General features: G+C 35.5%; 18 protein-coding genes and 1 CRISPR repeat array. Of the genes, 11 read left to right on the forward strand and 7 right to left on the reverse strand.

Annotated features, from left to right (window positions below):
• Position 1: 1 nt before the first annotated feature.
• Genes HGJ18_RS11205 through recQ form a run of 3 tightly spaced genes read right to left on the reverse strand, consistent with a single transcriptional unit; the run spans position 2 to position 4,058 of the window.
• Positions 2 to 649 carry a P-II family nitrogen regulator gene (locus HGJ18_RS11205; protein ID WP_253696534.1) on the reverse strand — a complete coding sequence of 216 codons (648 nt, stop codon included), beginning with the start codon at positions 647 to 649 and terminating at the stop codon, positions 2 to 4.
• Complete coding sequence (locus HGJ18_RS11210) at positions 646 to 2,127, reverse strand: DUF1538 domain-containing protein (RefSeq protein ID WP_253696535.1); 1,482 nt, start codon at positions 2,125 to 2,127, stop codon at positions 646 to 648. The genes HGJ18_RS11205 and HGJ18_RS11210 overlap by 4 nt, the downstream gene beginning before the upstream one ends.
• Before the next feature lie 50 nt (positions 2,128 to 2,177).
• A complete protein-coding gene (gene recQ, locus HGJ18_RS11215; RefSeq protein ID WP_253696537.1) occupies positions 2,178 to 4,058 on the reverse strand; it encodes a DNA helicase RecQ in 1,881 nt (626 codons plus the stop codon).
• A gap of 302 nt (positions 4,059 to 4,360) precedes the next feature.
• On the opposite strand from recQ, the gene cas9 reads away from it, so the two are divergent.
• The 6 genes from cas9 (at position 4,361) to HGJ18_RS11245 (ending at position 14,107) form a co-directional block, all read left to right on the forward strand.
• Positions 4,361 to 8,548 carry a type II CRISPR RNA-guided endonuclease Cas9 gene (gene cas9, locus HGJ18_RS11220; RefSeq protein ID WP_253696541.1) on the forward strand — a complete coding sequence of 1,396 codons (4,188 nt, stop codon included), beginning with the start codon at positions 4,361 to 4,363 and terminating at the stop codon, positions 8,546 to 8,548.
• Complete coding sequence (gene cas1, locus HGJ18_RS11225) at positions 8,545 to 9,417, forward strand: type II CRISPR-associated endonuclease Cas1 (RefSeq protein ID WP_253696549.1); 873 nt, start codon at positions 8,545 to 8,547, stop codon at positions 9,415 to 9,417. The genes cas9 and cas1 overlap by 4 nt, the downstream gene beginning before the upstream one ends.
• A 4-nt stretch (positions 9,418 to 9,421) precedes the next feature.
• Entirely contained in the window at positions 9,422 to 9,727 is a 306-nt protein-coding gene (gene cas2, locus HGJ18_RS11230) for a CRISPR-associated endonuclease Cas2 (RefSeq protein WP_253696551.1), read from the forward strand.
• Entirely contained in the window at positions 9,724 to 10,398 is a 675-nt protein-coding gene (gene csn2, locus HGJ18_RS11235) for a type II-A CRISPR-associated protein Csn2 (RefSeq protein ID WP_253696554.1), read from the forward strand. Before cas2 ends, csn2 begins: the two co-directional genes overlap by 4 nt.
• A gap of 94 nt (positions 10,399 to 10,492) precedes the next feature.
• A CRISPR array of direct repeats spans positions 10,493 to 11,911; the repeat unit is 36 nt; unit sequence GTTTGAGAGTTGTGTAATTTAAGATGGATCTCAAAC.
• A gap of 132 nt (positions 11,912 to 12,043) precedes the next feature.
• Positions 12,044 to 12,670: a TetR/AcrR family transcriptional regulator gene (locus tag HGJ18_RS11240; RefSeq protein ID WP_253696556.1), complete on the forward strand. Its 627-nt coding sequence runs from the start codon at positions 12,044 to 12,046 to the stop codon at positions 12,668 to 12,670.
• Positions 12,671 to 12,751: 81 nt separating this feature from the next.
• Complete coding sequence (locus tag HGJ18_RS11245) at positions 12,752 to 14,107, forward strand: MATE family efflux transporter (RefSeq protein ID WP_253696558.1); 1,356 nt, start codon at positions 12,752 to 12,754, stop codon at positions 14,105 to 14,107.
• A gap of 108 nt (positions 14,108 to 14,215) precedes the next feature.
• Here the strand turns inward: HGJ18_RS11245 and HGJ18_RS11250 are convergent, their stop codons facing one another.
• From HGJ18_RS11250 to nagB, 4 genes are all read right to left on the reverse strand, one after another.
• Positions 14,216 to 14,968 carry a hypothetical protein gene (locus HGJ18_RS11250; protein ID WP_366793620.1) on the reverse strand — a complete coding sequence of 251 codons (753 nt, stop codon included), beginning with the start codon at positions 14,966 to 14,968 and terminating at the stop codon, positions 14,216 to 14,218.
• A 70-nt stretch (positions 14,969 to 15,038) separates the two neighbouring features.
• Positions 15,039 to 16,094, reverse strand: a complete 1,056-nt coding sequence (locus HGJ18_RS11255; protein ID WP_253696562.1) for a ribonucleotide-diphosphate reductase subunit beta — start codon at positions 16,092 to 16,094, stop codon at positions 15,039 to 15,041.
• Between the two features lie 17 nt (positions 16,095 to 16,111).
• Entirely contained in the window at positions 16,112 to 17,230 is a 1,119-nt protein-coding gene (locus HGJ18_RS11260) for an AI-2E family transporter (RefSeq protein ID WP_253696564.1), read from the reverse strand.
• Positions 17,231 to 17,236: 6 nt separating this feature from the next.
• The gene (gene nagB / locus HGJ18_RS11265) at positions 17,237 to 18,025 is read right to left on the reverse strand and encodes a glucosamine-6-phosphate deaminase (RefSeq protein WP_253696565.1); all 789 of its coding nucleotides are present in this window, start codon (positions 18,023 to 18,025) and stop codon (positions 17,237 to 17,239) included.
• A 257-nt stretch (positions 18,026 to 18,282) separates the two neighbouring features.
• On the opposite strand from nagB, the gene HGJ18_RS11270 reads away from it, so the two are divergent.
• From HGJ18_RS11270 to HGJ18_RS11290, 5 genes are all read left to right on the forward strand, one after another.
• Positions 18,283 to 18,753, forward strand: a complete 471-nt coding sequence (locus tag HGJ18_RS11270) for a chemotaxis protein (protein ID WP_253696567.1) — start codon at positions 18,283 to 18,285, stop codon at positions 18,751 to 18,753.
• 86 nt (positions 18,754 to 18,839) lie between these two features.
• Entirely contained in the window at positions 18,840 to 19,457 is a 618-nt protein-coding gene (locus HGJ18_RS11275) for a TetR/AcrR family transcriptional regulator (protein WP_253696568.1), read from the forward strand.
• A 7-nt stretch (positions 19,458 to 19,464) separates the two neighbouring features.
• Positions 19,465 to 20,067 carry an MptD family putative ECF transporter S component gene (locus tag HGJ18_RS11280; RefSeq protein ID WP_253696570.1) on the forward strand — a complete coding sequence of 201 codons (603 nt, stop codon included), beginning with the start codon at positions 19,465 to 19,467 and terminating at the stop codon, positions 20,065 to 20,067.
• Positions 20,068 to 20,772 (forward strand): energy-coupling factor transporter transmembrane component T family protein, encoded by a 705-nt coding sequence (locus tag HGJ18_RS11285; RefSeq protein WP_253696571.1) that lies wholly within the window; start codon positions 20,068 to 20,070, stop codon positions 20,770 to 20,772.
• Entirely contained in the window at positions 20,769 to 22,238 is a 1,470-nt protein-coding gene (locus HGJ18_RS11290) for an ABC transporter ATP-binding protein (protein WP_253696573.1), read from the forward strand. The genes HGJ18_RS11285 and HGJ18_RS11290 overlap by 4 nt, the downstream gene beginning before the upstream one ends.
• The last annotated feature ends 1 nt before the right edge of the window (position 22,239 follow it).

Here is a 22,239-nt window from a genome sequence, read left to right on the forward strand (position 1 = left end):
CCTATTTTATACCGTAAGCCTTGCTTATCGGAATAACAAAAAGAATTCCATGCCCGTCTTTTTCTACATCGGATTTTTTTCTGATTGCCTCGACAACATTTTCAAGTTGATCGTCATCGACAATAGTTAAAACGATTTCTTTTTCGGGTTCAATCTCCATGTCAAAGATAAGCTTTGTTTGGTTAAGTCCCGATCCTCTTGCATGGATTATTGTTCCGCCTCGCGCTCCTGCTTCTAAAGAAGCATCAACGACTTCGCTTGCTTTTCCTCTATTAACAACAGTAAATATTGCAGATTTCATAGTTTTTACCTCCTCCCGTTTAAATACGGGCTTTTCATCATCTAGGGTATTTTTAATATTAATAAAACTTAAAGGCATACGGAATGCTATGCCGAAATTTTTACGAGTAAGATTGAACTTTTTATTTAGCTCATCCATAAGACCGTCTAAAAAATCTCCATGTCCGGCCGTTAAAATCAACTCTTTTCTTGTTTCTTGAATACCCAAAAAATCAAGAACTTTACTTTTTACCGTACCGAAGGCAATCATTATTGTAGCTCCGGTAAGGCCCTTATCTTTAGCGTATCTTACGATTTTACGTGCACGCCCAAAAGGTACTAATATTATCAGAAGGGAAAAATCTTTCATTTTTGTTCTCCTGCGCTTTTAATCTTAAATATTAATCCTAAAATTTGTAACGAAATAATAGGAGCCAATGCGACGGCAGCTATAATACCGAATCCGTCTATCAATACATTTGCTGTCGGAGTGGAATTAGCAAGGCCCTGAGCAAGGGATAAAACAAAGGTCGCGGTCATGGGACCTGAAGCAACACCTCCGGCATCAAAGGCTATACTTACAAAAAGATCCGGAACAATGATTGATAATAAAAGAGAAACTATATATCCGGGTAGAAGCATATGCCATAACTGAAAGGACGGTTCTATAATTCTTAATAACGAAAGCATTACTGCAAAGCTGACGCCTATACATAAAAAGGTCAAAACTATCTTACGCGGAATATGGCCGCTAGTTACGTTTTCTATTTGTACAGTTAAAACATAAACGGCAGGTTCAGCCAAGATAGAAACAATACCTATCAGAGCTCCGATAAAAAGAATTAAGGAGCGCGTGCCTATTTCACCTAAGCGGCTTCCCATCGCTATTCCTACATCCAAGAAGCCCGATTTTGCTCCCCACATAAACAGAAATAAACCTATCAATGTAATTATAAGACCTTTAATAATGGGAATTAAATCCTTAGCCCTCAACTTTATACTTACAAAATTTGTAATTAAAAATATTAACGTTAAGGGTAAAAGGGACAAAAGGCACTCATAAAGTACCGGCAAAAAATGTTCCGCAAAGGGATAGAATATTTGTGAGTGTATATCTAAATTGAAGACAAAATCGTCGGCGGATATTTGCTTTGTTTTCCCGAATACGCTCAAAGCCAAAACTGCGACGATTGCACCTGCCGAAGCCATGCCTACAAGTCCAAATGAGTCTCTTTCGGATGCAGCCGAGTCTTTTTTCATCTCGGAAACACCGGCTGCTAAGGCCAGAATAAAGGGTACGGTTATTGCTCCTGTAGTTGTTCCCGAAGAATCAAACGCTATCGAAATAAATTCTGAAGAGGAAAAGAGAGAGAGCAAAAATATTACGCCGTAAGATAGAGCAAAAATAATTTTTTGCGAAACATTAAATACGGTTCGTAAAATACCGAAAACCACAAAGGCTGCAACACCGACAGAAACAACTATTATAAGCCTTAATGCCGGAATCCCGCTTTTTGTTACTGTATTTACCTGACTTGCCAAAATCTGTAAATCGGGTTCAGCAATTGAAATTAAAAAACCGAGGGCAAAGCCTCCTAAAATCAAAATCAGAACATTATTCCTTTTTGTGATTTCTTTGCCCATTTGTAAACCGATTTTTGTAACACTCATTTCGATTCCAAACAGAAAGAAAGCCAGCCCTAATATTATGCATACACTCCCGATTAAAAATCTAATAAAGACACTGTAATCGATATGAATAAATGCAAAATTCAAGATAGTAGTCAAAATAACGATGGGTAAAACCGACATTAAGACTTCTTTAAATTTATCAATTAGAATATTCATAACCGAATAATATTATTGACTAAATTTTGATTTTGGTCAATAGGAAGAAATTATTTATGTCTAAGGGCAGATGAGATTGTCTTTAAAATAATATCCCCGTATTTGTCTTTCTTTGCTTTTCCTATTCCAAAGATATTATCCAAATCGGCAGTTGTTGTAGGTTTTTTTAAGCCCAAATCAAAGATGGTCTTATCCGAAAAAATAATATAGGCCGGAACCCTTGCCTCATCGGCAAGCTCCCTGCGCTTTTGTTTTAGTGCATCCACTATTGCCTTACTGCAAGCATCTAAAGTATTTTCAGATGTTTGAGGTTTTGATTTTTCTTTTACTTCTTTTTTAACGGAATTGTCTTTTTCATAATTAAAAGGAAGCATGATACTTGTTCGGGCTTGGAGCTCTTCTTTTGCTTTTTGGGTAAGCGATAATACCGAGTAATCTTCATCTTTTACAAGATAGTCTTCCGCCAATAGAATACGGACAAGATTAAACCATCCTTCCCTATTGAATTCCGTACCTATCCCCCAGACGGAAAGATCATTATGCTTGTTTTCAAGTATTCGTTTTTGCTTTGAGCCTAAAAGGACATCGATTATATAGCTTGCTCCAAATCGGCATCCGGTTCTGACAACGCAGGATAAAAATTTCTGCACAGGAACAGTCAAATCGGTTTTTTCTATTTTTTCTCTGGAACAAAAATCGCAGCACGGAGCATCGCCCTGTATTTCCTTTAGTTTTTCTTCGGAAATATTTTCTCCGAAATATTTTAAAATTGCCCGTCGGCGGCAGCTATTGGCTTGAGCATAATTACTTATAGCTGAAAGCATTGATTCGGCTTTTTTTACCTCATCGGGAGATTTATCCTGCATCAAGAATTTGAGCTTAAAAATGTCGGCCGCCGAAAAAAGTAAAAGAGCATGAGCCGGATTTCCGTCTCGGCCTGCTCTGCCTATTTCCTGATAATACTGTTCAATACTCTTGGGTAAATCAAAATGAATAACGAATCTTACGTTGGGCTTATTTATTCCCATCCCGAAGGCCACGGTTGCTACAATTATTTCTATATCGTCATTGATAAAATCGTTTTGAGTTTTTTGCCTAAGCTCGTCGGATAGTCCCGCATGGTAGGGTTTTGCATTATAGCCTAAAACCGATAATTGAACGGCCAAGGTATCTGCCTGTTTGCGGGAAAAACAGTAAATAATTCCGCTTTCGCCCTTATGTTCTTTTAGAAAGTCCGAAGCCTGTTCAAAAGGCTTTTGCTTTTCTTTAACTTCCAAAAAAATGTTTTTGCGGTTAAAACCGGCAACAAACTCCTTTGGCGTTTTGAGCTTTAGTATTTTCTTTATATCTGAGCGAACCTTTTCGGTTGCTGTTGCCGTTATGGCAAGACAGGCCGATTCTTTTAAGAGCTTGCGTATTTCAGCCAACTGCCTGTACTCCGGCCTAAAATCATGACCCCATTCCGAAATGCAGTGAGCTTCATCTATTGTAAGACAATCCACTTTTATTGAAGATAGCAGCTCTTTACATCGGTCACTGGCCAGCGTTTCAGGAGCAACATAGAGAATTTTTACTTCTCCGTTTTTAATACGGCGTATATTATCGGCATATTTTTCCCAATCCAAGGAGCTGTTTAAGGCAACCGCTTCAACACCGATAGTTTCCAAACCGCAAATTTGGTCATGCATAAGAGAGATAAGGGGAGAAACTACTATAGTTACCCCTTCAAAAATGAGGGCCGGAACCTGATAGCATAAAGATTTTCCGCCTCCTGTGGGCATTACCGCAAGGACATCTTTTTTTTGGAGAAGGCTGTCTATAATTTCTTTTTGGAAGGGCCTGAATTCGTCATATCCGAAGACCTGTTTTAAAATGTCTTCAGGGGAGGCGAGCTTTTTTTTACTGTCAGAACCTTTTGATCCGCGCGTCATATATGGATGATATTATACCCTAAAACGGCAAATTAGGCAAGCATTTTGTGAAAAGTTATAGGGAGCAGTCAATAACTCAAATAATTCAATATAAATTGTGGACAGGTAGAAAAAAATAAGTTATAATTTTGAGTAATTAATAAAAAAAAGGCTTAACCATGTTAAGCCTTGATGCTCCACAATGAGCGGTCCCAAAAGGGACGATTTTGATGAATTCTTATTTGAACTCGTTGTGTAATTTAAGATGGATCCTAAATTGTGTATACTGTTATTATAATACTTTTTAAAGGAATGGTCAAGGTATGAAAAAGGAAATTAAGGATTATTTTCTCGGATTGGATGTAGGAACCGGATCGGTTGGTTGGGCAGTTACTGATACTGACTATAAACTCTTAAAGGCTAATCGTAAAGACCTTTGGGGAATGAGGTGTTTTGAGACGGCGGAAACTGCGGAAGCGAGAAGGCTTCACAGAGGAGCTCGGCGCCGTATTGAGAGAAGAAAAAAAAGAATAAAGCTGCTTCAAGAGCTTTTTTCCCAAGAAATTGCAAAAATAGATGAGGGATTTTTCCAAAGAATGAAGGAAAGCCCTTTCTATGCAGAAGACAAGACTATATTACAGGAAAACACTCTTTTTAATGATAAAGATTTTACCGATAAGACCTACCATAAAGCCTATCCTACCATAAACCATCTGATAAAGGCTTGGATTGAAAACAAGGTAAAGCCGGATCCAAGGTTATTATACTTAGCCTGTCATAATATTATAAAAAAAAGAGGTCATTTTTTATTCGAGGGCGATTTCGATTCGGAAAATCAGTTTGATACTTCTATACAAGCCCTTTTTGAATATCTGCGTGAAGATATGGAAGTCGATATTGATGCCGATAGCCAAAAAGTAAAAGAGATTTTAAAGGATAGCTCTTTAAAAAATTCCGAAAAACAAAGCCGCCTTAATAAGATGTTAGGACTGAAGCCCTCCGACAAGCAAAAGAAAGCTATTACTAATTTAATATCAGGCAACAAAATAAACTTTGCCGATCTTTATGATAATCCGGATTTAAAGGATGCGGAGAAAAATAGTATATCTTTTTCGAAAGATGATTTTGATGCTTTGAGTGATGATCTTGCTTCCATTCTAGGAGATTCTTTTGAGCTTTTATTAAAAGCAAAGTCTGTATATAACTGCTCGGTTCTTTCCAAGGTAATAGGAGATGAACAGTATCTTTCTTTTGCAAAGGTAAAAATATATGAAAAGCATAAAACCGATTTGACTAAATTAAAAAATGTTATAAAAAAGCATTTCTCAAACGATTATAAAAAAGTATTCGGATACAATAAAAACGAAAAAAATAACAACAATTACTCCGGATATGTAGGCGTATGTAAAACCAAGAGTAAAAAACTAATTATAAACAATTCTGTAAATCAAGAAGATTTTTACAAATTTTTAAAAACTATCCTTTCAGCAAAATCCGAGATAAAGGAAGTAAATGATATATTGGCTGAAATTGAAACAGGGACTTTTTTACCTAAACAGATATCTAAAAGCAATGCGGAGATTCCTTATCAATTACGCAAGATGGAGCTGGAAAAAATATTAGCAAATGCGGAAAAACATTTTTCTTTTTTAAAACAAAAAGATGAAAAAGGTTTATCTCACAGTGAAAAAATCATAATGCTTTTAACATTTAAGATTCCCTATTATATTGGACCTATAAACGATAACCATAAAAAATCTTTTCGCGATAGATGCTGGGTAATAAAAAAAGAAAAATCGCCTTCCGATAAAACTACTCCGTGGAACTTTTTTGATCATATCGATAAAGAAAAAACAGCTGAAGAATTTATTACAAGCAGAACCAATTTTTGCACATATTTAATAGGAGAATCTGTTTTACCCAAAAACTCTCTTTTATATTCCGAGTATACCGTTTTAAATGAAATCAATAATTTACAGATTATCATTGACGGGAAAAATATCTGCGATACTAAACTAAAACAAAAAATATACGAAGAGTTATTTAAAAAATATAAAAAAATTACACAAAAACAGATTTCAATTTTTATCAAACACGAAGGTATTTGCAATAAAACGGATGAAGTAATTATTCTAGGCATCGATAAAGAATGTACATCTTCGTTAAAATCATATATAGAACTTAAAAACATATTCGGAAAGCAAGTAGATGAAATTTCTACAAAGAATATGCTTGAAGAAATTATACGATGGGCTACTATTTATGATGAAGGAGAAGGTAAAACAATACTTAAAACAAAAATAAAAGCCGAATATGGAAAATATTGTTCTGATGAACAGATCAAAAAAATTCTAAATCTTAAATTTTCGGGTTGGGGCCGATTATCACGCAAATTCTTTGAAACCGTCACATCAGAAATGCCGGGTTTTAGCGAACCGGTAAATATAATAACTGCAATGCGGGAAACTCAAAATAATTTAATGGAGCTGCTTAGCAGCGAATTTAAATTTACTGAAAATATTAAAAAGATAAATTCGGGATTTGAAGATGTTGAAAAACAATTTTCATATGACGGTTTGGTTAAGCCTTTGTTTTTATCACCATCGGTAAAAAAAATGTTGTGGCAGACTTTAAAACTTGTAAAAGAAATATCGCATATTACCCAAGCCCCTCCTAAAAAAATATTTATCGAAATGGCAAAGGGAGCAGAGCTTGATCCTATGAGGACTAAGACAAGATTAAAAATTTTACAGGACTTGTACAGTAACTGTAAAAATGATGCGGATGCATTTAGCTCCGAGATAAAAAATCTTTCAGGTAAAATAGAAAATGAAGATAATTTAAGGCTTCGCAGCGATAAACTTTATCTTTATTACACACAGCTTGGAAAGTGTATGTATTGCGGTAAACCGATTGAAATAGGCCATGTATTTGACACAAGCAACTATGATATAGATCATATTTATCCCCAATCCAAAATTAAAGATGACAGTATAAGCAATCGAGTTTTAGTATGCAGCAGTTGCAATAAAAATAAGGAAGATAAATATCCTTTGAAGTCTGAAATTCAATCAAAGCAAAGGGGCTTTTGGAATTTTTTACAAAGAAATAACTTTATAAGTCTTGAAAAATTGAATAGGTTAACAAGGATTACTCCAATCTCAGATGACGAAACGGCAAAATTCATTGCCAGACAACTTGTAGAAACAAGACAGGCAACCAAGGTAGCTGCAAAAGTATTAGAAAAAATGTTTCCAGAAACTAAGATTGTTTACTCTAAAGCTGAAACTGTATCAATGTTTAGAAATAAATTCGATATTGTAAAATGCAGAGAAATAAACGATTTTCATCATGCTCATGATGCATATTTAAATATTGTTGTCGGAAATGTATATAATACAAAATTTACAAATAATCCTTGGAACTTTATAAAGGAGAAACGTGATAATCCAAAGATTGCCGATACTTACAATTATTATAAAGTTTTTGATTATGATGTAAAAAGAAATAATATTACGGCATGGGAAAAAGGAAAAACAATTATCACTGTGAAGGATATGCTTAAAAGAAATACCCCTATTTATACACGCCAAGCCGCTTGCAAAAAAGGAGGCCTTTTTGATCAAACCATTATGAAAAAAGGATTGGGCCAGCATCCTCTAAAAAAAGAAGGTCCTTTTTCTAATATTTCAAAATACGGGGGCTATAATAAAGTCTCTGCTGCATATTATACTCTTATAGAATACGAAGAAAAAGGAAATAAGATACGAAGCTTAGAAACCATCCCTCTATATTTGGTAAAGGACATTCAAAAAAATAAAGATGGGTTAAAGAGTTACTTAACAGACCAGCTAGGGAAAAAAGAAATTAAGATTTTAATTCCTAAAATAAAAATCAACTCCCTCTTAAAAATTAACGGGTTCCCTTGTCACATAACAGGAAAAACCAATGATTCTTTCTTACTGCGTCCGGCAGTTCAATTTTGCTGTTCAAATGATGAAATTCTTTATTTTAAAAAAATCATAAGATTCAATGAAATAAGAAAGCAAAGAGAGAAGATGGAAAAAACTATTTCTCCTTATGAAGACTTATCTTTTAGATCTTATATCAAAGAAAATTTATGCAAAAAGACAAAAGCTGATGAAATAGGAGAAAAGGAGTTTTATGACCTTCTTCAAAAGAAGAATTTGGAAATATATGATATGCTTTTAACAAAACATAAGGATACTATTTACAAAAAAAGACCTAACTCTGCAACTATTGATATCTTAGTCAAAGGAAAAGAAAAGTTTAAATCTTTAATAATTGAAAATCAGTTTGAAGTTATTTTAGAGATTTTAAAACTGTTTTCTGCCACAAGAAATGTATCGGATTTACAACATATAGGCGGAAGTAAAAATGCAGGGGTTGCAAAGATAGGAAATAAAATATCCAGTCTTGATAACTGTATTTTAATTTACCAATCAATAACAGGTATTTTTGAAAAAAGGATTGATTTGTTAAAGATATGAGTTGGAGAACCGTTGTTATTTCAAATAGGGCAAAGCTGGATTTACACTTAAATCATCTCGTAGTTCGGGGTGAAAAAACGCAAAAAGTTTTTATTGAAGAAATTTCAGTTTTAATCATTGAAACGACAGCGGTTTCTATAACCGCAGCCTTATTAAATGAGCTTATAAAACAAAAGGTTAAGGTAATTTTTTGTGACGAAAAGAGAAATCCGGCTTCTGAATTGATAGGATATTACGGCAGCCATGATACCAGCGAAAAAATCAGGCTTCAAATAAAATGGGATAAGAATATCAAACAACTAGTATGGACTGAAGTTGTAACAGAAAAAATAAGACAGCAAAAACACCTCTTAGAAAAACTGAATCTTCCGCAAGCAAGTTTACTGGCTGACTATATTACCGATATAGACATTAACGATAAAACAAATAAGGAGGCTCATGCTGCAAAAGTATATTTTGCAGCCTTATTTGGAGCAGGGTTTTCCAGAAGTTTGGATATTCCTATAAATGCAGCTTTAAATTACGGATACAGCATCTTACTTTCTGCATTTAATCGTGAAATAACTGCAAACGGTTATATTACACAACTGGGAATTTTTCATGATAATATGTTTAATCCCTTTAACCTCGGATCAGACCTTATGGAGCCTTTTAGGCCTCTCGTTGATGCAGAAGTTTTTAAACTTAATCCTCAAAAATTTGAACATGAAGAAAAGCTAAAAATAGTTAGTGTTATAAATAAAAAGGTGCTCATAAACAATAAAGAGCATTACCTAAATAAAGCTATCGAAATTTTTGTACACAGTATTTTTGACGCTCTAAATGAAAAGGATATTTCACAAATTAAATTTTACCGAAATGAGTTATAGATTTATGAGAGTCATCGTTTTTTTTGATTTACCCGTAATAACACCTGAAAATAGGCATAATTATGCGGTTTTTAGGAAGTATCTAATTAAATCAGGCTTTATTATGCAGCAAAAGTCGGTTTATTCAAAATTGGTTTTAAATCTTACAAATAGAGACTCTATTGTAAAAAGTATAGAGAAGAATAAACCTCCCGAAGGCCTGGTTGAAATATTAACCGTTACCGAAAAACAATATGCAAAGATGGAAATTATTATTGGAGAATCTAAAACAGAATACTTAAATACCGATGAAAGGCTTGTTGTTCTATGAAACTGGTACATCCTGACATTAAAAATCAAATAATATTTTTGGAAAATAAAGTTAATGTTTTAACTATAGAAAATAAAACTTTTTTTACCGAATTTGTATCGGAGTTTTTTAGTCAATATTCAGGTAATGAGGGCAAATTCATATTATCAGAAGATAATAAAGAGCTTTCTATACCAAAAACATGTGAGCTGATACTAAATCCTATAAATCTCGATATAAATAATAAACAAAATCTGAACAAAATTTATTCGATCTTAAAACAAAGCATTTCCGATGAATATAATTACCTAAAAACATGCACCATGAAAAGCGAAATATTAAAACATATAGACGATATTCTTCTTTCTTTGGATATACCTCTAAAACGGAGTGAAGAACTTGATTTGATCAGTATATTTAAAGCTGTTAATATCTCTTTTGAAACAGAATATAAAAATTTACTTGAAAAAATTATAGATTATATAAGCGCTTCTGTGGAATTAAATCAAATAAAATGCTTTATTTTTATAAACCTAAAACAGTTCTTAAATTTCAAAGACTTATCCGAGTTATATAAATTTGCCCACTATATAAAAACAAATCTATTTTTAATCGAGGGGGCATACACATCTACAAAAGAAGATTGTGAAAAATCATATATTATTGATAAGGACCTTTGCGAAATATATTGACAATAAATACTTCTCATGGTAGCATTAAAAAGTAATCATATTAGACTACCGCTATCAATAGTGTGATAGGCTCTCCAGCTACGCCATATCTGACGTTTGAGAGTTGTGTAATTTAAGATGGATCTCAAACGCTTGGTAATATCAAAATGCAATCGGTCATGTTTGAGAGTTGTGTAATTTAAGATGGATCTCAAACTAAAAGCTGATATTGTAGACGCTGGAACATGTTTGAGAGTTGTGTAATTTAAGATGGATCTCAAACGAGACCCCAAAAGAGATAGTAATCCTAAGAGTTTGAGAGTTGTGTAATTTAAGATGGATCTCAAACAATTCAAAATTTTGATTAGCAACATCGCGTGTTTGAGAGTTGTGTAATTTAAGATGGATCTCAAACATTTGTTCTTCGTTTAATTTCATAGAGGATGTTTGAGAGTTGTGTAATTTAAGATGGATCTCAAACGATGACATTATCGAAATTTACTCGCAGCTGTTTGAGAGTTGTGTAATTTAAGATGGATCTCAAACCAAGATTTATTTTATGAAGATAAAGAGGTGGGTTTGAGAGTTGTGTAATTTAAGATGGATCTCAAACTTAATTTCTTAAAATATTTCAAAAATCTCAGTTTGAGAGTTGTGTAATTTAAGATGGATCTCAAACAGTCAAGGAATTGGAAAAGAATGGGCTTTAGTTTGAGAGTTGTGTAATTTAAGATGGATCTCAAACCGCAGTTAAACTCAAAACCACCCGGTCTATGTTTGAGAGTTGTGTAATTTAAGATGGATCTCAAACTTTAAAAAAAATAGATCTTAGTATCTCAGGGTTTGAGAGTTGTGTAATTTAAGATGGATCTCAAACTTTTAGAGTTAGTAGTAATGGTGTTAACATGTTTGAGAGTTGTGTAATTTAAGATGGATCTCAAACCGCTAAGAATTGCAGGTATTCTACAAACAGTTTGAGAGTTGTGTAATTTAAGATGGATCTCAAACCGTATCAGCTTTTCGTCATCATCAAGTTTGTTTGAGAGTTGTGTAATTTAAGATGGATCTCAAACTCAACACCTACAACTCCCACTAAACCTACTGTTTGAGAGTTGTGTAATTTAAGATGGATCTCAAACAAGTTGACAGCAGAGCTGAATCAACTTTTGGTTTGAGAGTTGTGTAATTTAAGATGGATCTCAAACCTTCATGGGATGATACTATCCCGAACAAGAGTTTGAGAGTTGTGTAATTTAAGATGGATCTCAAACCCAGATGTATCAAAGAATGCTGGCAATGGGGTTTGAGAGTTGTGTAATTTAAGATGGATCTCAAACCAGTATTTTGAAGTAAAAAGATTGATTGTTGTTTGAGAGTTGTGTAATTTAAGATGGATCTCAAACCATCGATAATTTCAATATTGTTAAGCGATAGTTTGAGAGTTGTGTAATTTAAGATGGATCTCAAACATTGGTCATAGCCCTCGCTCTTTTCAACAGTTTGAGAGTTGTGTAATTTAAGATGGCAACCAAGCAGAATGCTTAATGGAACCTCGAAAAATTTCAGTTTTTGAGGTTCCCCTTGATTGTAATCATATATAAAATAATATAGAATATTCATTTATAATAGGCCTTCCTTTTTTTTACTTTTTCCTTATAATATAGATATGGCTAAATTTAAACGGAAAACAAAAGAAGAGCGGACGTATGAGATAACGGAAGCGGCAAAAAAGGTGTTTTTAAAAAAGGGCTTTCATAATACTACGATGGAAGATATTGTTGCCGCTACAAGCCTTTCAAAGGGAGGGGTTTATCAGTACTTTAAAAGTACGAAGGCTATAATGTTTGCCATAATGCAGGAAGGAAACTATTTTCGATATAGACGCAACGAAGAAATCTTTAGTTCTGCAAAAAAAATTGATGACCCTTACGAAATTGTAACCCTCGCTTTAGAAGCAAAACTATTTGATAATGTTCCCGAAAAACGGCTTTATCTAATGTTTCTTGCCGAAATTCTATATGACAAAGAATATGAGACTCTTTTTTGGAAACTTGAAAATCAAGCTCATAAGTTTATAAACGAAAATCTGGAACATTTGTTTAAAGAAGGGACTTTTGAAGGTAAAAAAATAAAGTATAAAACAAACAAAACAGGACGGCTCTACTCCCGTCTTTTTAACGGAATCCTTATAATCTATGAACTCTTTGAAGACAAAACTGTTTTTGATGAGGGAAAAAGAGAGCTCCACGACTTTCTCTATTCTTGTGTAAAAAAAAGCTTTACAATCGAATAAAAAAATTAGTTAGCTGCTATTGACTTTATTTTCTCTTTTTATATAATATAACTGACGACTTCGTCAGTTATGGAGGTTCTTATGACGGATAAAAGAGAACATTTGATTTCAGGTAATATGTTCAAGTTGATGCTTGAGCTCAGTATCCCGGGCATTATCGGAATGTTTGTAATCAGCTTATACAGCTTTGTGGATGCAATATTCGTAGGAAGATATGTAAGCAGCGTAGCTTTAGGAGCAGTCAGTTTAGCCTATACATTTACACTGATAAATAACGGCATTGCCGTTTTAGTAGGTATAGGATCCGCTTCGGTTCTTTCGCGGGCGGTAGGAAGAAGCGACCAAGAAACCGTTGATTCCATTATGGGAAACGTCCTTTTGTTGACTCTTCTTTTTTCATTGGGAACTATGACAATCGGATTAATTTTTGCACCTCAACTTTTGATTCTTATAGGAGCGGAAGGAGAAATGCTCCGATTGGGAGTAAGCTATCTGCGGATTGTATATATCGGTTCAGTCTTTGTAAACTTCGGTCAAGCAGCCAACATGGTTATGAGAGGAGAAGGCCGAATGGGTCTTGCCATGCTTTTGATGGGAATAAGTGCCGTACTAAATATTATTTTGGATGCAGTCTTTGTAATTGTTTTAAAAAAGGGACTTGAAGGCGCTGCTATAGCAACCGTAATATCTCAAGTGGTTCTTGCAATTTGTAATTTTTGTTACTTCGCATTCTTCAGCAAAAACGTTAAATTCAAACACTTTAAGCTTCAAAAAAGTATCGTAAAAGAGACCCTTTCAATAGGTTTTTCTGCAATGTTGATGCAAGTCTTTGCTCTTTTACAGCAGGCTGTTATGTATTCTACATTAAAAAGATACGGCGGAGAAGATCAAGTAATTTTAATGGGTGCTTTTTTTAGATATCTAATGTTGTCCTTTATTCCTCTTTGGGGGATAAGTCAGGGCTATCAGCCCTTTGCAGGAACCAATTTCGGAGCACAAAAACTCGACAGGGTAAAAAAAGGAACATTTCTTTTTTACGGCTTCGGATTATTTTTATCACTGATATTTTGGTTGGCATTTTTAATGATGCCTGAACAGGTTTTGGGGCTATTTTTGAAAAATAAGGAGCTTATATCTTTAGGAAGAACGAATGCAATGCTTGCTATTTCTTTATTTCCATTATCTGCAATTATGATTATCAATTTAACCCTTTTTCAAGCTTTAGGTAAAGCGAAGTACGCAGGTATATTAGTAATTGCCCGCCAGTTTTTACTTTATATTCCGGCCGTATTAATTCTCCCACTGTTTTTTGGAACACGGGGAGTTTGGATTTCAAGCCCGATAGTAGACACGCTGGTTATGGTTTTATCTGCATTTATAGTGATTAAACTTTTTAAAAAAGATTTAAGCCCTCAAGATAAACCATTGAGTGCATAAGTTGTTTCCATCTCACAAGGCTGCTTTTATTTCGGCTGTCTTGTGAGATTTATATTTTGCAAGCGGGAGAAGCTTTTACTGTTATTAAATTATATTTTTAGTATCAATCTAGCGCGCATTAAATTCAAAAGAACCGGATGCTTTGCTGCATTTGATTTTGAGGTCAATTCTTTTACCTGCATAATCGGACATATCAATTTCGGTATTTAATATATTTCCGTCTTTATTATTATCAAAAAATGTGATTAACTTATTACCAAAACTTATTTCTACTGAAATATCTCCTGAATCTATATTCCATAAACATTTTAAGTTTTTACCTTCCTTTATTGTAAAGGTAGTGATATTCTCGGAAGTTTTATATTTAAATTTAGCCTTCCATAGATTATTAAAATTAGTTTGGGTCTGCATAATGGCTATATTTGTATCAGGAAAGAAATTTTCGATTTCGCCGTCTATGGCCGATTTAAAAATATAAATAGATAAGATAATCGAAAGGATCAAATTCAAAAGAGTTAAAACGGCGGCAGCAATAAGAGGCCATAGATTTGCTTTGTTTCTTTTATTTACAGCATCCGAAAGATGAGGCATCTGTTTACCGCAGCTGCCGCAAAACGGTATTCCGGCAGCTTGAATAAATCCGCATGAGGTGCATTTTATCCTCTTGCTTTTTCGGGCCGCTACAAGATAAAGAACAAGTCCAAGCACTGCCGATAGAAAAAATACAATTAAAACCCAAATCAATGGTTCGTCATTTCTTTCTTGTGCATCTTTATAAATCCAATATGCAATAAGGATGCGGGCAGCAAGCGCAAAAGTAGATACTGTAATAATAACAGTAATAAGTGAAACAAAAAATATTTTTCCATCCATAAAAAAACTCATACTAATATCGCCGCAAAAGAGTAAAAGGTTCAAACCTTATTTTAATTTATAAGTCATCTACCATCGCAGATGATTTTGCATAGGCTGTAGATTTAGCTTCAAAGAAGTCGGTCTTAATCAGATTCGCATTGCTGTACTGGCTGACCCAGCTCATAGATTGAGGTTCTTCCCTATGCCCGTCATAAATGGGTGCAAAGCCGAGGTTTTCGCATCTGAGGTTTCCCAAATATTGAATATAGTCCGTAATCATCTGACTGTTAAGCCCGGGAATATCGTTTCCTATAACATAATTTCCCCAAGCTATTTCTTGTTCACAGCCTTCTTTTATCATTCCCCTAAAAAGTTCGACATTTTGCGGAGTAAATAGCTGCGGCTCTTCTTTTTGAAGTTCCTGTATCATCGAGCGGAAAAGCCAGAGATGCGTATTTTCATCTCGGTTGATATAACGGATTTCCTGCACCGAACCGGGCATCTTATTGTTTCTTCCCAAATTATAAAAGAACATAAAACCGGAATAAAAATAGACACCTTCCAAAATATAGTTTGCAATGCAGACCTTTAAAAAGGCAAGAGCACTCTTGTCGGTTTGAAATTCGTTGTATAAATCGCCGATAAATTTATTTCTGCGTAAAAGATGTTCATCATCTTTCCATTGGTATAAGATTTCAGTTCTTTCTTCAGGAGAACAAATTGTGTCGAGCATATAACTGTAGCTTTGTGAATGAACGGCTTCTTGAAAGGCTTGAATGGTAAGGCATAGATTCACTTCGTTGGCTGTTACATATTGGCCGACATTGGGAAGGTTTGCTGTCTGAATACTGTCCAAGAAAATTAAAAAAGAAAGAATTTTATCGTAGGCTGTTTTTTCGGGAACAGATAATTTTCGGTAGTCCTGTACGTCGGTAGTCATATTTATTTCTTCGGGTATCCAAAAATTATTCATAGCCTGACGGTACCAATCACTGGCCCATGAATACTTCATATTGTTAAAATCGTTTAGGTTGGTGGTGTTTCCGCCAATCATCTTACGCTTGTGAGTTTCTATATCTCCATTTTCATTAAACAAGGCCTTATGAGGCAAAATAGTTTTTTCCGTTATCATAAATCTCTCTCAACTCCTTATACTAAATGCTCAAAACTGTCATCGTCATTTTCTTTTTTTTCTTCTATATCCAAGGCCATATCTAAAATCGTAAAGAATAAGATTACAATCATCGGCCCTAAAATAATACCGTCAAATGAAAACATACTGACTCCGCCCAGCATTGAAAAAAAGATTAAAAGAGGATGTATCTTTATTCTGTCTTTTAAGAAGAATGGGCGTAGAAAGTTATCCATAAAACTGATTATCGAACCTGCAACAACCAAAAAGATAAGCCCCTTTACAAGACCGTCCGTAAAGCATAATCCGACACCTACAGGAAACCAAATTAAGCCGCAGCCGACAAGGGGTAAAAATGAACTAAAAAAGGTTAGAATTGCAAGTAATAGAGCGCTTTGTACACCAAATATAAAATAAACTATAAAAGATGCAAGACATTGGTAAAACGAGACCAAAAAAAGCCCCTTAAAAAGATTGGTTGTAATTTCGCCTATTTTAGAAAAAAGTTTATTTGATGTTTCATTATCTATAGGAATGGCATGTTTTAATAAACTAAAAAGATAAGCTCCGTCTACATAAAAAAAGTAAAGGGCAAAGGCAAAGAAAACAAGAGACAAAAAAAACGAACCGGCATTTTTTACAAGGCTTGTTGCATACCGCAATATTTTATCAGAAGAAGAAGATAAAAGGTTTAAAAATTCTTTTTGCAAATCAAGATTGGAAATATCCACCGTCCCCATAGATAAGCGGTTTACAATTGCGGCTATATCGGTTTTTGAAAAGCCCGATTCAGAATTATTTATGTTTTCTAAAAAGCTCTGAATATTTTGAACAAGAATTTTCCCTTGACCGAATATTTTTATCACCACAAAAAACAAAACACCGGCCACAACAAGAACCGTTATTATTGCAAAACTGCCTGCAAGCAATCTTTTCTTTATCGGGAAAGTTTTTTTCTCTTTATTCATCCTAGATAGTATCTTATTATATAGGGGCCTTACCAAAACATAAATTACTGCCGACCATAATAAAACGCTTGCATAGGGCAAAAATAATTTACCCACAAGAATCAACATTCCTGCAAGTAATACAAAGAACGAAATAGTTTGAAGCCTGTGTTTGTTTTCTTGATACATTAGTTTCTATTTTCCTTTTTCTATATCCAAAAAATATTTTACGGTTTTTACTTTAAGTTCATCTGTTGCAGCATCATCGCAGATTATAATGGATTTAGGATGAAGTTGTAAAGCGCTTACAGTCCAAACATGGCTTACCCCTCCTTCGACTGCTTGATGAACAGCCTCAGCCTTAGCGTGCCCTGTTGCCATTATAAGAACTTCTTCGGCATCCATAATCGTGCCGATGCCAACAGTCAAGGCTGTCTTTGGAACAAGGGCTTCATTTCCCTCAAAAAAGCGTGAATTCATTATGATGGTATCCCGCGTTAAGGTTTTTTCTCTTGTGCGGGAGGTTAATGAAGAATATGGCTCATTAAAAGCTATGTGTCCGTCTGCCCCTATTCCGCCTAAAAATAAATGGATTTTCCCGTAAGAGCGGATAGCCTTTTCGTAGTCCTCGCATTCCTTTTTTTTATCTTTGGTCATTCCGTTTAATATGTGAATGTTTTTAGGCTCAATGTCGATGTGATTAAAAAAATTATCCATCATAAAATAATGATAGCTTTGAGGATGGGAGGCTTCCAAGCCTACATATTCATCCATATTAAAGGTAACTACATGCTTAAAGGATAGAATACCTTCTTTATGCTTTTTTATAAGTTCCTTATAAACCCCTAAGGGAGTAGAACCCGTCGGAAGTCCTAAAACAAAGGGCTTTTCTTTTGTAGGTTTAAATTCGATAATTTTATTGCAGATATAATCGGCAGTCCATTTTGAACAATCTTCATAATTATTTTTGATGATAAGTCTCATAGAGTCTCCCTCTTAGATTAAAAATCTAAGGCCTAAATAATACAAAAAAACTTAAAATTAGTAAATAAATGAGGATAAATTCTTAATTTTATATAGGCAATCATTTCTTATTGATAAATTTTTATTTTTTATCTTAACTGCTTGAAAAAAAATTGGAAATTTGATATCTTATACAATCATATCTTAACTGTATATTTTATAAGCATACTATTTATAAATCGTAATCAAAATACTCTAAATGAGACTGGGAGCCTATTATGGTAAACTTAAAAGATCACCGAAGCGAGGCGGGTTTTTCTATTTTGAATAAACTTGTTATTTTTTTCGGTATATTGGTTTTGATTGCAGGTTTTATACTGGGAGCCGCAGCATTCTATATTGCAAAAGCATCTGTCCATGAATTAGCAGACAGCATACAGACATTAAAAAATGCTATGAGAATTTTATGGTTTTTGATGGTTGTAGTGTTAATCATTATTACTATTGTACTAACCCGTACGATAGTAAGGCCGATAAAAAGAAAAAAAGAAATATCTTATCTTTCTACTCATTTTAATAGCACCATCCTCAAAATAGGAGATTCTGTAAAGCTATTCGATACAAACATCGCCAAGATGCAGCAAATGGGTAATGAGCTTGCTTCCAACATTACTGAAACAGCAAGCACAATCAATCGGATACAGACTCTTGCACAGACAGAAAGCGTCACTGAAACAATGGAGAATTAAAAAAAACGAATCCTTGACAGCCAAAAAGAAATTATGTATACTGAATAAAATAGCGTTGCTATTTTTTAGTGGAAGGCGGTTCGTTTATGGGCAAAAGAGAAGATACCAAACAATTGATTTTGGATACGGCTAAGCGGGAGTTTTTGGAAAAAGGCTATAACGCTGCCTCTGTCCGCACGATTGCAAAGAAAGCGGGTTTAACGACCGGTGCAATTTTTCGGTATTACGCGGATAAGGCGGCTTTGTTTGAAGCCCTTGTTTCCGAAGCGGCAGACGGCTTGGTCGAGCAATTTAAGGCGGCCCAAGAGGCACACTTTGAATTGATTCCTCAAGAGCGTACGGCGGAAAGCCGAGATTTATCGACAGAATATTTACGGCACTTTGTAAATTACGTGTATGACCGTTTTGACGAATTTAAGCTGGTACTTTGCGGCGCGGAAGGCACAAAATATGCAAATTATATCCATGATCTGGTGGAACTTGATGTGGAGCGTACCGAAACATATTACCGGCTATTGCGGGAAAAGGGAAAAATCAAAGGGAGCATCAGCCATGAACTTCATCACATGATTACAAGTGCCTATTTTACCGCAGTATTTGAAACCGTCGTGCATGACATGACAAGAGAACAGGCGATGGGATATGTAGAAGAAATCGCCGTTTTCTTTAATTCGGGATGGGAGGGGCTTTTAAAGCTGATATAAGGAGAATATGAAAAACAAAAAAACTAACACATTACAGACCAAGGATTTTATTTCTATCGGCGTTTTCTCGCTTGTTTATTTTGCGGCTGCTTTTATCATCGGCGGTGTTGCACAGATGACGCCGGTTACGTTTCCGTTTATGCCGATGATTGTCGCATTGTTTGCGGGCAGTATTTTTATGCTATATATCGCAAAAATTCCAAAACGAGGTGCAATTTCGATTTTGGGGATTTTAGCAGGATTGTTGCTCTTTATTACCGGAATGTTTTGGATGATGTCGGTCTTTTTTATCATCTTCGGTTTTATTGCAGACGGTATTGCATCTTTCGGCGAGTTTAAATCTTTTAAGAAAAACCTTACGGCGTATTGTATTTTTGCGCTTGCACCGATTGGGGCGTATATACCGATGGCAGTGATGCCCGCTCAGTTTGATGCGTTTATGCGCAAAAAAGGAGACTTTTCATCTTTTGCCGAAGTCATTAACGCAATCGGTGCTAACCGATGGGTGGTTCCGGCAATGATAGCGGGAACGGTTGTGTGTGCAATAATCGGCGGAATGATCGGAAAAAAATTGCTGAAAAAACATTTTGAAAAAGCGGGAATTGTGTAAATGTTTTTGGATCCCCGCACCAAATTACTCATTCTTGCAATTACGAGTGTATCGGTTTTTTTGAATGAGAGTACGCTGATAGAAGGTGCTTTTATATTTATCCCCTTTTTGCTGCTCTTACAGGCAAAACATATTCGGCTTGCATTTAAAAGCGGTGCGGCCTTTATCATTTTGCTGGCACTGCCGATGCTGCTAGTGCCGCACCTCCCGGTAACGGCAGGCGGCATTCTCTATATGTTTGCTGTATACATACGCAAACTCATTCCGTGTTTTATGCTTGGTTCCCTTCTCATCCGGACAACCAAGGTAAGTACTTTCTTGGCGGCAATCAGCCGCTTACACCTGCCGAAAGGTTTTACCATTGCATTATCGATCACGCTGCGCTATTTTCCGACAATGACGGAAGAATGGGGTTTTATCAAGGATGCGATGTCCTTGAGGGGCATATCGGCATCTCCTGCAGGATTGCTTTTTCATCCGGTACGGACAATGGAATATGTGTATGTACCGATGCTTGTGTCAGCGTCAAAAATATCCGACGAGATAACACAGGCTGCTATTACTCGGGGAATAGATCATCTTGAACGGAGGAGCTGTCTTGAAAACATACGGTTCCGGATGAGGGATGCACTGCTGCTCATTCTTTACTCGAGTCTTGTTGTGCTTATCATTTTTAATACTGTAAAAGGAGCGGTTCTTCCTTGATTACTTTACGGAATATTTCTTTTTCTTATAAGGGAACAAAAGAAAATAATTTGTATGATATATCTCTGCATATCCCGAAAGGGCAATGCGTGCTGCTCTGCGGCGGTTCAGGCTGCGGTAAAACAACATTGACTCGGTTAATTAACGGTTTAATTCCCCATTTTTTTGAAGGTGAATTTTCCGGAGAAGCAATTATAAATGGAATGAACAGTGCGGAAGCGGATATTGCGCACCTTTCCGATAGCGTCGGTACAGTCTTTCAAAATCCAAGAACACAGTTTTTTAATACCGATACCGATAGTGAAATCGTATTCGGTTTGGAAAACCGAGGCCTTCCTCCGGAGCAATTACTGAGCCGTCTTGAAAAAGTTACCGAGGATTTACAGATACAAAATTTGCGCGAACGCAGCATCTTTGAACTTTCTGGAGGAGAAAAACAAAAGATCGCATTTGCTTCAGTGTATGCTGCCGAGCCTGAAATATTTGTGTTGGATGAACCTTCGTCTAATATGGATTATCATTCTATCAAAGAACTGAGCGAACTGATTAAAAAAATCAAATTACAGGGAAAGACTATTGTCATTGCCGAACATCGGATATGGTATTTGATGGATATAGCTGATCGGGTGATTTTTATGGAAAATGGAAAGATTGCTCATGATATGGATATTAAAACATTTGTTGATCTTACTGAAGTACAGATAAAAAGTATGAAATTGCGCTGTAGAAATCTTGCTGATGTTAAAGCTGAGACTGTAAATGTATCTCCCGATGTAAGCGTATCTTTCGGCGGGCATACCTTTGCAGTAAAAGATATTACCGTCAAATTGGGGCATACATCCGTCCTGCAAGATATTTCGTTTTCTACAACAGGAGGAGAGATTATTGCAATAACGGGAGAAAATGGAGCGGGGAAAACGACATTGGCGCGTACGCTATGCGGTCTTACACAAGAAGCAGCGGGAAGCATATCTTTTGACGGCAACCCCCTATCGAGAAAAATGCGGAGAGAGCGTTCATATATGGTGATGCAGGATGTTGGTCATCAGCTTTTTACGGACAGCGTATATGCTGAATGCCGATTAGGTATCAAAGACTTGCCGGATCCCACTATCGATGAAGTGTTAACGGAACTCTCGCTTAACCGGCTAAAAGAGAGGCATCCTCTTTCCCTTTCCGGCGGACAAAAACAGCGGCTTGCAGTAGCGGTCAGTGTACTGTGCGGAAAGGACATCCTTATCTTTGATGAACCCACCAGCGGGCTTGATCTTAAAAGCATGCAAGAGGCAGGTCGCATAATCAAGCAGCTGGCTGACGATAAAAAGACTGTTATCGTTATCACCCATGATATTGAGTTTATCAAAACAATCTGTTCGCGTGTACTGATTTTATCCGGCGGAAAGATTGTCAAAGAACTGTGCGGTGAAAAAAAGAATGAACTTGAAATGCAGCTGGAGACATTTTAAC

The sequence above is a fragment of the Treponema denticola genome (assembly GCF_024181405.1).
Classification (GTDB): domain Bacteria; phylum Spirochaetota; class Spirochaetia; order Treponematales; family Treponemataceae; genus Treponema_B; species Treponema_B denticola_D.